Genomic DNA, 13371 nt, shown 5'->3' with positions numbered 1-13371 from the left:
TTCCACATGTGGAAAAGCAGGAGTCTTATAAGGATTAGCCACTTATCCACAGATTTAACAGGCCCTATTACTATTATTATCTTTATATTAATATATATAAATAAAGGAGTGCTCAAATGAAATTCTCAGTGAACCGTGCTGTCTTCGTTGAAAATCTCAGCAATGTCCAACGTGCGATCAGTTCACGAACTACCATTCCTGTCCTTACAGGAGTCAAAATTCTAGCAACTGATAACGGCATCCTCCTTACCGGGAGTGATTCCACTATCTCAATCGAAGCCTTTATCGATGCCAATAATGAAGACAACCAATTGCAAGTGGAAAAAGCAGGTTCCATTGTCTTACCTTCTCGTTTCTTTGGCGAAATTGTTAAGAAATTGCCGAATGAGATCATGCATTTAGAAGTTAAGGACAATCTACAGACAGATATTACTGCTGGCCAAGCTGCCTTCACTCTCAATGGGACCGCAGGCAGTGAATACCCCAAGCTACCGGAAATCGATTCCGATACCAGCTTTACCATTCCAGCCAATATCTTCCGGCAAGTGATCAACCATACCATTATCTCTGTCTCCAACCAGGAAATTCGGCCGATTTTTACAGGGATCCATTTTGTAATTGCGGATAATCATCTCAAGGCAGTTTCCACAGATTCCCACCGGCTCAGTCAACGAATTGTGCCCTTGGAAGTTCCTGAAAGCCTAGCTGATCAAGAATTTGCCTTAAATATTCCGGGCCGCAGTCTGAGTGAACTGACTCGGATTGCTGAAGATAGCGATAACATTGAGATGATGGTGGCAGATAAGCAGGTTCTCTTTAAGACCGATAATATCTACCTCTATTCCCGTCTCCTTGAAGGCAAGTACCCTGATACGGACCGGCTCCTGCCTGAAGACTACCAGACCCGGATCCAGATTGATGCGCCAGACCTATTGAGTGCCATTGAACGGGCACTGATCCTGAGCCATGAAGGCCGCAACAATGTGGTTAAGTTGACGATTGACAGTGACCAGGTTGTCCTATCCGGTCAGTCTGCTGAAGTCGGTGAGGTGGAAGAAGAATTAAATATTTCCTCTGCTGATGGGGAAAGCCTAGCGATCTCCTTCAACCCGGACTACATGCGCCAAGCCCTGAGAACTTTTGGCGCCCAAGAGATTGCTCTGCGCTTCCAATCCCCTTCCCACCAATTTATTCTCCTGCCAGCCAATGCCCAGGATAACTTCAACTTTGTTCAATTGATTACCCCTATCCGGACACCGGGGAACTAGACTTAAAAAATTAAAAAAGCGCCTCCTGACCTGTTTTAGCTGAGATGAGCTAAGACTGGCCTAGGGGCGCTTTGTTTATGGTGTAGTTTACCGACTAGCAACTTTATGTCTTTGCCTTTTTATTTTATACTATAAATATAAGACGAATGATTGGATTTCAAGAGAGGTGGTCGTGATGACAGAAGATAGGCTAAGAAAAGTAACCAATGCGCTTATTTGCTTGCCTTTGCTGGCATATGTTGTGTTAGTTTTTTCAGATGTCAGCCGCTTCGTTGAAAATTTGGCCCTCTATACTTCTTGGACGATGATTTATTTTAAGAAGGCTTGCGAAGAGCATGGTTTTGATAAATGGCCTAGCAACTTAGTCCGAGCTTTGGTGCAAATGGGGGTCATTTTACTTTTAGTCAACCTAATTATCCAAGTGTTCCCAGAAGCTTCTCAGCGTCGTCTAGCCCTCTTTTTGGTCTTACTTGCCTATATAGCTTATCTATTATTTAAACAAATAAAAAACTAAGACTTAAAAAGACCTTCCCACGAGCAGTGGGAAGGTCTTTGTTTTATCCACATGTGGATGATCATTTCTGCTTGAGCCATTTGCGATAGGTCAGATCGATGCCGAATGCGCCTAGGGGGGCGGTGAGGAGGATGGCGACGACGGAGACGGTGAGGATGATTTCGCCAGCAGGCAGGCCCATAGCTAGGGGAATCCCCCCAATAGCTGCTTGGACGGTGGCCTTAGGCAGGTAGGCGATAACACTGAAGGCCCGCTCTTGCAGGCTAAGATTGGTCCGGCTGAGGCTGATGAGGACGCCCACTGCACGGAAGCAGAGTACTAGGGCAATCAGTAAGATGGGCAGCCAGCCGGCTTGGAAGGCATAAGGGAGGTTGACGGAGGCCCCCACCAGAACAAAGAGTAGGATTTCACCTGGAATCCACAAAGCATTGTAGTAGCGGGAGAGGTCCTGGGCGCGGTTGCCGTCCAAACGGTTGATCAGGATACCCATGCTCATGACAGCCAAGATACCGGAGAAGGGGACTTGAGGGAAGGTTTTCTCCAAGGAGACAAAGACGAAAGAGAAGCCAAGAAGGAAGATGACCTGACTAATGCTCGACCAGTTGAAGCGTTTGAAGAAGGCATTGAGCCCTGCTCCAACTAGTCCACCGACCAGGATACCGAGGACAATAGAGACTGGGATATTTAGGAGCTGGCTGGCTTGGAAATCGCCACCTTGGGCTAGCCCAAGGAAGGAGGAGAAAAGGACTAGGACATAGATATCGTCAGCCGAAGACCCCGCTAAGACGATCTGAGGGATCTGCTTGTCCATACCGTAGCCTTCGTCTATGAGTTTAATCATCTTAGGGACGACGACAGCCGGCGAAACAGCACCCAAGACGGTCCCCAAAAGCAAGGCATCAATCCGAGAAATGCCTAAAATGCTAGGAGCCAGTAGCGCCGTCCCCAAGATTTCGAAAGTCGCTGGGACAAAGCACATGAGTAAGGCCGGACGTCCCACCTTCAATAAGCCCTTGAGGTCGAGCGACAGGCCCGCCCGACTGAGAATAATAATAAGGGCGACTTGGCGGAGGTCAGCCGACAGGTCAAGGATCCCCCCATCCAAGAGATTGAAGACATGGGGGCCGAGGACAATTCCTAGAAAGAGAAAACCAACCAAGCTCGGCACCTTGAACTGCTTGCAGAGCCGGTCAATCAAGAGACCAAAAATAAAGATATAAGCAAAGCTCATCAGTAACATCGTATCACTCCTTTGAATATTTAGTTGAATAAAGAGCAAAAAAGCTGATGCCCCTGCTCTTTACAGCAGAAGTCATCAGCTTTTGAATCATCAATAGCGGTTTAGGGCTAGGCCCAAGGAAGACATTCATTTCCTGTGTCTTGATTATAGGCAGTTTGTTCGTCTTTTGTCAATCGGAACTTTCCATCGCATGAAATAAGTTTCATTTATCTTCTTTGCTTGCTTCTTTTGATTGAATACTCGGCTTTCACAAAAATAAGACAAGTTTTTTCTTAAAGTGGCCTTATTTTGTCCTGAGAAGGCTTTTCATTATTTAGAGACGAATTTCCCTCCCAATAAAAAACAAGCCAATAGCCCCCTCTCTTTGCAAAAAAAGCGGTTTTTGGGGTATAATAAGAAGTGACAGTATAGATCTAAATGAGCTATAGATTTTTTAATTTGCGACGACCGCTTTGGCTCGTATTTGGCTAAATCGCAAATCTCTGCCGGTTCGAGCAGGGATTGCGATTTTTTATTTAGCGGAAGCTAAGGAAGATGGAAAGGAAGTGACGTAATGACTGAGACCATTGAGATAACGGGTGACTTTATGACTTTGACCCAATTGTTGAAGGAAACAGGCATTATTGCAACGGGTGGCCAGGCGAAATGGTACCTGTCTGAATTTGCGGTTTATATTGATGGTGAGCAGGATCAGCGTCGAGGACGAAAGATTTATCCAGGGTCAGTAGTTGAAGTGCCTGCTGAGGAAGCCATTTTCCAGCTTGTCAGTGCTTCTGACGCGGCTTTGGATGATGCCCATGATCCTCGATGAGATCCGCCTGCTCAATTTCAGAAATTATGAGTCTGCTGAGGTGACTTTTTCACCGGGGATCAATGTCTTTATCGGGGACAATGCCCAGGGGAAGACCAGTCTCTTAGAGGCGATCTATATCCTCTCCCTAGCCCGCAGCCACCGGACTAACCATGACCGCGAGCTCTTGCGCTGGGAGAGTCAGGAAGCCCTGGTTGAAGGCCGGGTCAGCAACCGTTTCGGCCAGCTGCCCTTAAGTGTCAAGCTGACCAAAAGTGGCAAGTTGGTTAAGGTCAACCACCTCGAACAGCGTCGTCTGAGTGACTATATTGGCCGCTTGAATGTGGTGCTCTTTGCCCCTGAAGACCTGGACCTGGTCAAGGGGGCCCCGCAATTGCGGCGGAAATTTATTGATATGGAGCTCAGCCAGATGAGCCCTGTTTATCTGCATACTTCGGTTGACTACCAGCAGATCTTAAAGCAGCGTAATGCCTATCTAAAGCAGCTACTCAGTCAGCAGGCCCAAGATAAGCTTTACTTGGAGATATTGACGGAGCAAGTGGCTGCTGCGGGCGCCCGGATTATTTGCCAGCGCCTGGCCTTCCTTGATAAATTAGAGGGCTGGGCGAGCGAGCTCCACCACAATATCTCCCAGGGCAAGGAAGAACTCAGTCTGCGCTATCGGACTGCGGTCGACCTGCCCCAGGCTCCCTCTGAGGAGAATGTCTATGAGGCCCTCTTGGCTAAGTTTGAAGAAGTTGGGGCACGGGAATTGGACCGCGGGGTGAGCTTAGCTGGCCCCCACCGGGATGACCTTCAATTCTTGATTAACGGCCAGGATGTCCAGAAGTTTGGCTCACAAGGCCAGCAGCGGACCACCGTTTTGAGTATGAAATTAGCAGAAATTGAGTGTATGCAGGAGATGACGGGGGAATACCCCATTCTCTTATTGGATGATGTCTTGAGTGAGTTGGATGATGACCGGCAGACCCACTTACTCAAAACTATTGAAAAGAAAGTTCAGACCTTTTTGACGACGACCAGTCTCGATGGGGTCCAGGAAGAACAGATTGATGAGCCGGCGCTGTTTGAGATTGCGCAGGGACAAGTCCAACGATTGGATGACTAGAAGGAGTGATGGAAAGCGATGGCAGATGAGAAACACTTTGAAGACCAAGCACAGGAAGAGAGCCACGAACCAAGCAAGGAGGAGCTGGCCCATCTGGCAGAGAGTTATGATGCCAGCCAAATTCAAGTCCTAGAGGGGCTCGAGGCGGTTCGGAAACGGCCTGGGATGTATATTGGGTCGACCAGTGAGACCGGCCTCCACCACCTAGTTTGGGAGATTGTCGACAACTCAATCGATGAGGCCTTAGCTGGTTTTGCCAAGCATATCCAAATTGAAATCTTGGAAGATAATGTGATTCGGATTACAGACGACGGCCGGGGGATTCCTGTCGATATCCAACAAAAAACGGGCCGGCCAGCGGTAGAGACGGTCTTTAATGTTCTCCACGCTGGCGGTAAATTCGGCGGAGGCTCTTATAAGGTCTCTGGCGGTCTGCACGGGGTTGGGGCTTCAGTGGTGAATGCTCTCTCCGAATGGCTCCACGTCGATGTCTACAAGAATGGCAAGGTCTACCACCAAGAATACAGCCGGGGGAAGATCATGACTGAGCTCGAAGTGACGGGAGAAACCGACCAACAAGGAACGGTCGTCACCTTCAAAGCCGATAGTGAGATTTTCCAAGAAACAACGGTCTATAACCGAGAAATTCTGAATAAACGGACCCGGGAGCTCGCTTTCTTGAACAAGGGCTTGCGGATTTCACTGACTGATAAGCGGGAAGAGGAAACGGTTGAATACAGCTACCACTTCGAAGGTGGGATCAAGGAGTATATCGACTTCCTCAACCAGAATAAGACCCCGCTTTTCCCTGAACCGATCTATCTAGAAGGGGAACAGGATGATATTGAAGTCGAAGTTGCCCTCCAGTATACGGACGACTTCCATGTGAACTTTATGAGTTTTGCTAACAATATCCATACTTTTGAAGGGGGGACCCATGAATCTGGGGTTAAGACCGCCCTCACCCGGACCATCAACGACTATGCCCGGAATGTCAATATTCTCAAGGACAATGATGAGAACCTGACCGGAGAAGATGTGCGTGAAGGCCTGACTCTGATTGTTTCAGTCCGCCATCCCGATCCTCAATTCGAGGGGCAAACCAAGATGAAACTCGGGAATTCGGAAGTACGAACGATTACCGACCGACTCTTCGGCCAGCACTTTTCAACCTTCCTCTTAGAGAATCCTAATATCGGCCGGCAAATTGTCGATAAAGGGCTGGTTGCTTCTAAGGCACGGAAGGCAGCCAAACGGGCCCGGGAAATGACCCGGAAGAAGTCTGGGCTAGAGATCTCCAATCTACCGGGTAAATTGGCTGATTGTTCCAGCCGGGTGCCCGAGGAATGCGAACTCTTCATCGTCGAAGGAAATTCCGCTGGGGGTTCCGCTAAGAACGGCCGGGACCGCCACTTCCAAGCTATCTTGCCTATCCGTGGTAAGATCTTGAATGTTGAAAAGGCATCTATGGACCGGATCTTAGCCAATGAAGAGATTCGTTCCCTCTTTACAGCGATGGGGACGGGCTGGGGCAATGACTTCGATGTCTCCAAGGCCCGCTACCACAGGCTCGTTATCATGACCGATGCCGATGTCGATGGGGCCCACATCCGGACCCTCTTATTGACCCTGATCTATCGTTACATGCGTCCCCTCTTGGATGCGGGTTATGTGTATATTGCGGTTCCTCCCCTCTACCAGGTACGCCAAGGGAAGAAGATCCAATATATTGAATCGGATGCCGAATTAGAGGCTTATATGGCTAGTCTTCCTGAGCGACCCAAGCCCGTTGTCCAACGTTATAAGGGGCTGGGCGAAATGGATGCCGAACAGCTCTGGGATACGACCATGGACCCAAGTACGCGTCGCATGCTTCAAGTCAGCGTTGAAGACGGAGTGGAAGCCGACCAAATGATCTCCATGTTAATGGGCGACCATGTGGCACCGCGTCGGAACTTTATCGAAGAGAACGCCACTTATGCGACCATCGACCTTTAGTCATGACCAATTGGACGACTAGGCAAGCTAGAATAGGAGGCTAGTATTTTGGCTTTAGACAATAGATTAGAACGTCGAGAAATCTCCCATGAAATGCGGACATCCTTCCTCGACTATGCCATGAGTGTGATCGTGGCACGGGCACTGCCGGATGTTCGGGATGGGATGAAACCTGTCCACCGGCGGATTCTCTACGGGATGAATGAATTGGGGGTTACCCCAGATAAACCTTATAAGAAGTCAGCGCGGATTGTCGGAGATGTCATGGGTAAGTACCACCCCCATGGGGACTCCGCCATCTATGAATCCATGGTGCGGATGGCCCAGGACTTCTCCTACCGCTATATGCTGGTAGACGGCCACGGGAACTTCGGCTCCATCGATGGGGACCAGGCCGCTGCCATGCGGTATACCGAAGCGCGAATGAGTAAGATTGCCACTGAAATGTTGCGGGATATCAACAAGGACACGGTAGATTTTATTGCCAACTACGACGGCGAAGAGCGTGAACCAGAAGTTCTCCCTTCCCGCTTCCCTAACCTCTTAGTTAATGGGGCGACCGGGATTGCGGTTGGGATGACCACCAATATTCCACCCCATAACTTAAATGAGGTAATCTCAGGTATCCACACCCTGATGAAGAATCCAGAAGCAACGACAGCCGAGCTGATGGAAGCCATTCCTGGGCCGGACTTTCCGACCGGGGGGATTGTGATCGGCAAGTCGGGGATCCGCAAGGCTTATGAAACAGGCCAAGGACGCATCATTGTCCGCGGCAAGCTGGATATTGACCAGATGTCCAGTGGCCGCGAACGGATTGTGATCCATGAGATTCCCTATATGGTCAACAAGGCCAAATTAGTGGAACGGATTGCGGATTTAGCTCGAGATAAGGTAATTGAAGGCATCACGGCGGTCCGGGATGAATCCGGCCGGGATGGCATGCGGATTGTGGTGGAATGCCGCAAGGACGCCAGTGCCAGTGTGATCGTCAACAACCTCTACAAGCTGACCCAGCTCCAAGCCAACTTCAACTTTAATATGTTGGCCATCGTCAACGGTGTGCCTAAGACTCTGAGTCTCAAGGAAATCTTGACCTATTACCTAGACCACCAAGAAGAGATTATCCGTCGTCGGTCGATCTTTGAGAAGAAAAAGGCTGAGGCCCGGGCCCACATCCTGGAAGGTTTACAAGTGGCCCTGGACCATATTGATGAAATCGTCAATATCCTGCGCTCATCGCGTTCTGGTGACGAAGCCAAGGAAATCTTTATGACCCAGTACAAGCTCTCAGATAAGCAAGCCCAAGCCATCCTCGATATGCGTCTGGTTCGCTTAACCGGTTTGGAAAGAGAAAAGATTGACAAGGAACATGCGGAACTCATGGCTGAAATTGCCCGCTTGACAGAAATCCTTGCCAGCGAAGAGAAACGTTATGAAATTATTTACCAAGAATTATTAGAAATCCAGGCCCGCTATGGTGATGACCGCCGGACCGAACTGCGGGTAGGTGAAATCACCAGCCTGGAAGATGAGGACTTGATCGAAGAAGAGAATGTGCTCGTTACCCTGACTCGGAACGGCTATATTAAGCGGATTGCCGATGATGAATTCCGTGTCCAAAACCGCGGCGGTCTCGGTGTCAAAGGCATGAGCATGAATGATGGGGACTATATTGAAACCATGTTCTCAACTTCTACCCATGATATTATCCTGTTCTTTACGGACAAGGGGAAGGTCTACCAGATGAAGGGCTATGAGATTCCAGAATATGGCCGGCAAGCCAAGGGGATTCCGATCGTCAACCTCCTGAACCTGGAAGAGGATGAGAAGGTCCGCGATGCCGTTAATGTAACCCCGATGGACCATGACGGCGATTCTGATGGCTACCTAGCCTTTATTACGCGCCAGGGTGTTATCAAGCGGACCCCCGTTCGCGACTACTTCAATATTCGTAACAATGGCCTGATCGCCCTCAATCTCAAGGAGGATGATGAGCTCGTCGATGTGCTCTTTACCAATGGCCAGCGCAACCTGATCGTGGCTTCCCACAATGGTTATGCGGTCAGCTTCAATGAACAAGACGCCCGGTCGATGGGACGGACAGCTACCGGTGTTCGGGCCATCCGCTTGGACCCTGGTGACTATGTGATTGGGGCCGCCGTCCTGGCTGACGATGCGGATGTCCTTGTCGTGACCGAAAACGGTTATGGTAAGCGAACCCCAGCCAGCGAATATGCCATCCGCAAGCGTGGTGGTAAAGGGGTCAAAACCATCAATGCCAGCCAGCGGAACGGGATGCTTGTGGGCATGACAACCGTTGACCTGACTGAAGATATCATGTTGATGACCGATGAAGGAGTGGTTATTCGCTTCCATGCAGCTGATATTTCACAAACAGGTCGGGTGACCCAGGGCGTTCGCCTCATGCGCTTGAATGATGACGCCAAGGTCTCAACTATGGCCAAGGTGGCACCTGAAGAAGAGGAAGAAACTACTTCTGCAGGCTCGGTCCAGCAGCCAGAGAGCGAGGATGATTTCTCAGCCATTGCTGAAAAGGTCAATGAAGAAACCGAAGACAGTGATGAATCGGTTTATGATGACCAGGATATCCCTCAAGCTCGCCTGTCGGATGACCAAATCCAAGAAAACCTGCACCATTTCACCAATGAACTCTTGGACGAAGAAGACGACGACCAAGAATAGGAATAAAAGTAAGCAAAAAGCCAGCTTTCAAGCTGGCTTTTTCTTATGAATTTTTGTTCGTATTTCTAAGCCTCTTTCTCGCTGCGCCAGAGGGTCCAGGACCGCTTCAGGGTGTCCAGCATGCCCTTGTCACTGTAGGTGAGGACATTGCTCTTGTAGAAGGCCGCTGAGAGGTAGAAGATGGCTACCATCGTGATCAGACTGAGGACGATAGAGAGGCCAATTTCGAAGCCTGAGACACTCTCTCCAGCGATACGGAAGGGCATCACGAAGGGAGTGAAGAAAGGAATCTGTGAGCTGATCCGCACCAAGGCATTGTTGGCTGAGGAAGCGAAGGCGAAGAGGCCGATATAGAAGCCCGCAATCCCTAGGAAGACAACAGGCATGATGGTTTTTTGGACATCTTCAGTCTTGGAAACAAGAGAGCCTAGGAAGCCCGCAAAGCTTGTATAGATCAGGATACCGATGAGGGCAAAGACCAGGCCCAAGGCAAAAATGGGCAGAGCTTCTTGGACCAGACTGCCTAGTTGTAAGTTGTCTAAGAGCTCATCTGGAATCGGCAGGCTAACTAGGGAGCTAGCAAAGGCAGCCGCTCCTAGGAGATAGAGGATTAGGTAGCAGCCAATTTGAGTTAGGATCATGAGCCCCACCCCAATCATCTTGCCGAAGAAATGGGTCCGGGCTGGGATACTGGAGAGGATAATTTCCATAATCCGCGAGCCCTTCTCTGCTGCAATCTCTTGGGCAATGATGTTGACATAGGAGATGATAAAGAAGAAAACAATAAAGCAAGTAAAATAGGCCATAAATGAGCGAATGATATACTTGACTGAATTCCCCTCTTCTTGGGAAAGCTGACCATCGTCTCCGAAATTCAAATTATTGACATTGATTGCTACCGATTGGTTTTGGAGCTTGGCCAGGTCAGCTTGGCTGAGGCCCAAACTTTGAGCCAAGCGCCGGACCTGTAAATCTTGGAGGCCTTTTTCAATCGTGTCTAAATTAACATCGCTAGAAGTGGTCTTGTGGAAGAAGTTGGCCTTGATTTGCCCTTCTTCTTCGCCAACTTTCAGGTAGCCATCAATCTTATCATCGCGTAAGGCAGCTTGGGCCTCTTCCTGGTTGAGGTCCAAGATAATTTGATTGTGGCCCTTATTCGCCTCTACAATCTCTTGGATTTCGGGAGAAGCCTGGACCAAGGCGATATCCCCCGACTTAGTGGCCTCGCTCTGACCAATGAAGTAGCCGATGAGGCCAAAGACAGCGACCATAACCAGGGGCGAGACGACCATCCAGACGAAGGACCAAGAAAAGACATTCTTGCGGTAAACATTCTTAGCGACAGTCCATAATTTACTCATTGGAGCCACCTGCTTTCATTTTAAAGATTGCTTCGAGTGTAGGCGGTTGCTGGCTGAAGGCTTTAATATAATGGCCCTGGGTCACTTGGTCGAAGATCTGCGAGCCATAACTTTCATCCTGGAGCTCCAATTGATAGACGCCAGGGCGGTCGCTTTCAACCTTGTCCACACCTTCTAATCCGGCCAATTGTTCAGCTGTCCACTTGTCTGTCTCCAGGTAGAGCCGGGTATTGCCGAAGCTTTCACGGACTTGGTGGATGGGGCCATAGAGCACGCGCTTGCCATCATGGATCATAATCAGTTCATCACAGAGCCGCTCGACATTATCCATATTATGGCTGGAGAAGATGATAGAACTCCCCTGGTCTCTCAGATAGAGGATGCCATTCTTGAGCAAGTCAGCGTTGACCGGGTCCAAGCCAGAAAAAGGCTCATCTAGGATCACAAATTCAGGTTCATGGATGAGGGTGGCGATCAGTTGGACTTTCTGCTGGTTCCCCTTAGACAGGGTTTTAATCTTGTCCTGGCGTTTGCCCTTAACCTTGAAGCGGTCCATCCACTCATCAATCCGACCCAAGACATCCTGGCGCTTCATCCCCCGCAATTCAGCGAAGTAAATAATCTGCTCTTCGATGGACATCTTCTCGTAGAGCCCCCGCTCCTCTGGTAGGTAGCCGATAATATTATAAATTTGGGTGTTCATGGCCTTGCCATTCCAGGTCACACTACCCTCGCCTTCTGGTGTCAAAAAGTCCAAGATCATCCGGAAGATGGTCGTTTTTCCAGACCCATTACGGCCAATCATGCCAAGAATCTTTCCGTTCTCCAGCTGGAAGGAGACATCATCAACCGCAACATTCTGCCCGAAAGTCTTGGTTAGGTGCTTAGCTTCAAGCATTTCCCTCACTCCTTTAATTTTTCTTAAAATTAATTTATCCCTAGTATAGCATGTGTGCCCAAAGACATAAATTAAAGACTAGATCTTCTGGGGAAAAATATTTGTGTATTGACAGTGATTAACTAAATAATAGCGAATACAATTTGGATTGTGAGCAGAAGGCATGCTCACTCATAAGATTTACTTTAGAAAAAAACTGGCTTCCCCAAAAGGAGGAAGCCAGTGACTTTGGTCCTAATTCCAGTTATCTAAGGCTTTTAAGCGGGCTGCTTTGACTTGGTCAATGTTTTGCGTTCCAGCCAATTGCATCACGCGTTTGAGGTCGGTCTCGAAATACTCAAAGACGGATCGCACGCCCTTCCAGCCGCCTAGGGCTAAGCCGAAGAGGACAGGACGGCCCAGAGCAACCAGGTCGGCACCTTGGGCTAGGGCCTTGAAGATGTGTTCACCGCGGCGGACACCTGAGTCGAAGACAATTGGCACCCGGCCAGCAACCGCATCAGCAACTTCGGCTAAGCATTCAAAGGAGCCTGGTGCTTCGTCTAATTGGCGGCCACCGTGTGTGGATACCCAAACACCGTCAGCCCCTGCTCCGATGGCCACATTGGCATCCTCAGCTGTTTGCAGACCTTTAACAAAGACAGGGAGGTCTGTGTTTTTCTTGATAAATTCCACATCACGTGGCGTAATCTTCTGCTTGGACTGGCCATAGATGTTGTTGAGGGACATATTCTCCCCAGTGCCGCTTAGGTAGCGGGAAACAATTGGCATACCAAAGGGATAAACAAATTCATTCTTGTCATCGCGGTCCCGGTTACCAGAAATCGTGGCATCAGCTGTTAGAATAATAGCGGAGGCACCATCTGCCTTAGCCTCGTTTAAGATATTGATATTTAATTCATCATCTTTAGACATATAAATTTGGAACCAGCGTGGGTTACCTTGGAGCCCTTCATCGATCTCTTGGAAGCTTGCGCCAGAATAAGCAGAAATGGACATAATGGATCCACCAAATTCAGAAATTCCCTTGGCTGTCCCAGCTTCTTTACTTTCGTGGGCTAGACCGTGGGCAGCGATAGGCGCCATGATGAAAGGTACTTTAAGTTTTTGGCCAAAAATTTCAGTTTCTGTCTCTGGGAATTCCACATCGGCCAAGACACGAGGAAGGATGCCTTGCGATTTAAAGCATTGAACATTGCGTTTTAAGGTGAATTCTTCCCCAGAACCACCGGCTAGGTAGTCAAAGCCTCCCTTAGGCATGACTTCTTTAGCTAAATCTTCTAATTCAATCGTATTGTAAATAGTTAAATCTTTCACCTCAGAAGGTGCTTTGTATTCGGCTGACATAATTTTTCTCCTTTTCTTTGAATAATGAAAGCTTAATGAAAACACTTTCTTTATACTTCTAAATTAACATAAAAGCCTTAAATTAAAAAATAAAACGCTTACTTTTTAATAAAAAATTAT

At 48.7% G+C, this 13371-nt stretch carries 10 protein-coding genes and 1 riboswitch; of the genes, 6 read left to right on the top strand and 4 right to left on the bottom strand.

The genetic code is table 11. The features are described 5' to 3' along the window. The first annotated feature begins 116 nt into the window (after window positions 1-116). Together dnaN and QP860_RS06810 are read left to right on the top strand one after the other, a co-directional pair. Window positions 117-1268, top strand: coding sequence for a DNA polymerase III subunit beta (gene dnaN / locus QP860_RS06815; RefSeq protein ID WP_070619921.1), 1152 nt, complete (start codon window positions 117-119; stop codon window positions 1266-1268). Window positions 1269-1443: 175 nt separating this feature from the next. Beyond that, the gene (locus QP860_RS06810; RefSeq protein ID WP_070619924.1) at window positions 1444-1782 is read left to right on the top strand and encodes a hypothetical protein; all 339 of its coding nucleotides are present in this window, start codon (window positions 1444-1446) and stop codon (window positions 1780-1782) included. Between the two features lie 61 nt (window positions 1783-1843). On the opposite strand, the gene QP860_RS06805 is transcribed toward QP860_RS06810, so the two are convergent. Continuing rightward, window positions 1844-3022 (bottom strand): cation:proton antiporter, encoded by a 1179-nt coding sequence (locus tag QP860_RS06805; RefSeq protein ID WP_284912408.1) that lies wholly within the window; start codon window positions 3020-3022, stop codon window positions 1844-1846. Window positions 3023-3081: 59 nt separating this feature from the next. Then, window positions 3082-3165: riboswitch (Fluoride riboswitch) on the bottom strand. A gap of 410 nt (window positions 3166-3575) precedes the next feature. On the opposite strand from QP860_RS06805, the gene yaaA reads away from it, so the two are divergent. The 4 genes from yaaA (at window position 3576) to gyrA (ending at window position 9645) form a co-directional block, all read left to right on the top strand. Then, complete coding sequence (yaaA, locus tag QP860_RS06800) at window positions 3576-3833, top strand: S4 domain-containing protein YaaA (RefSeq protein ID WP_070619930.1); 258 nt, start codon at window positions 3576-3578, stop codon at window positions 3831-3833. Further along, the gene (recF, locus tag QP860_RS06795; protein WP_070619933.1) at window positions 3820-4941 is read left to right on the top strand and encodes a DNA replication/repair protein RecF; all 1122 of its coding nucleotides are present in this window, start codon (window positions 3820-3822) and stop codon (window positions 4939-4941) included. The genes yaaA and recF overlap by 14 nt, the downstream gene beginning before the upstream one ends. Window positions 4942-4959: 18 nt before the next feature. Then, the gene (gene gyrB, locus QP860_RS06790) at window positions 4960-6939 is read left to right on the top strand and encodes a DNA topoisomerase (ATP-hydrolyzing) subunit B (RefSeq protein ID WP_284911080.1); all 1980 of its coding nucleotides are present in this window, start codon (window positions 4960-4962) and stop codon (window positions 6937-6939) included. 93 nt (window positions 6940-7032) lie between these two features. After that, window positions 7033-9645 (top strand): DNA gyrase subunit A, encoded by a 2613-nt coding sequence (gene gyrA, locus QP860_RS06785; RefSeq protein ID WP_502869810.1) that lies wholly within the window; start codon window positions 7033-7035, stop codon window positions 9643-9645. A gap of 65 nt (window positions 9646-9710) precedes the next feature. Here the strand turns inward: gyrA and QP860_RS06780 are convergent, their stop codons facing one another. The 3 genes from QP860_RS06780 to QP860_RS06770 form a co-directional block, all read right to left on the bottom strand. Next, window positions 9711-11006 carry an ABC transporter permease gene (locus QP860_RS06780; RefSeq protein WP_284912407.1) on the bottom strand — a complete coding sequence of 432 codons (1296 nt, stop codon included), beginning with the start codon at window positions 11004-11006 and terminating at the stop codon, window positions 9711-9713. Continuing rightward, window positions 10999-11904: an ABC transporter ATP-binding protein gene (locus tag QP860_RS06775; protein WP_070619942.1), complete on the bottom strand. Its 906-nt coding sequence runs from the start codon at window positions 11902-11904 to the stop codon at window positions 10999-11001. The genes QP860_RS06780 and QP860_RS06775 overlap by 8 nt, the downstream gene beginning before the upstream one ends. A 234-nt stretch (window positions 11905-12138) precedes the next feature. After that, on the bottom strand, window positions 12139-13251 hold the full coding sequence (locus tag QP860_RS06770; RefSeq protein ID WP_070619946.1) for a lactate oxidase: 1113 nt from the start codon (window positions 13249-13251) through the stop codon (window positions 12139-12141). Between the last annotated feature and the right edge of the window lie 120 nt (window positions 13252-13371).

This window comes from Aerococcus sp. UMB1112A (assembly GCF_030230715.1).
Lineage (GTDB): Bacteria > Bacillota > Bacilli > Lactobacillales > Aerococcaceae > Aerococcus.
Note: the sequence above shows the minus strand (reverse complement) of the source record. Positions and strands in the feature narration are given on the sequence as shown.